General features: G+C 44.8%; 1 protein-coding gene. It reads left to right on the forward strand.

Going from position 1 to position 210, the window contains the following annotated elements:
- On the forward strand, positions 1 to 200 hold a 200-nt coding region (locus tag MO867_RS23405), incomplete at its 5' end, for a hypothetical protein (RefSeq protein ID WP_252473566.1).
- Positions 201 to 210 lie beyond the last annotated feature (10 nt).

Here is a 210-nt window from a genome sequence, read left to right on the forward strand (position 1 = left end):
CAGATACGCTACTTTCTTTCAAACCCTCAAACACCAGATTCGGTTATAACTCTGGCAGCGATGCGCTCTTGGTTATGAGGAAATTCCCTGCATTCAACTCTGAAGTGCATCACCCTTTAGGCTGCTACAGCAGCTGTATATTCTCCCATTATCTGTATAACCCAACAGTTTTCTTGGGCGATTATTTAAACGCTCAATAGCCGCCTCGAC

The organism is Microbulbifer okhotskensis (assembly GCF_023895975.1).
GTDB lineage: Bacteria > Pseudomonadota > Gammaproteobacteria > Pseudomonadales > Cellvibrionaceae > Microbulbifer > Microbulbifer okhotskensis.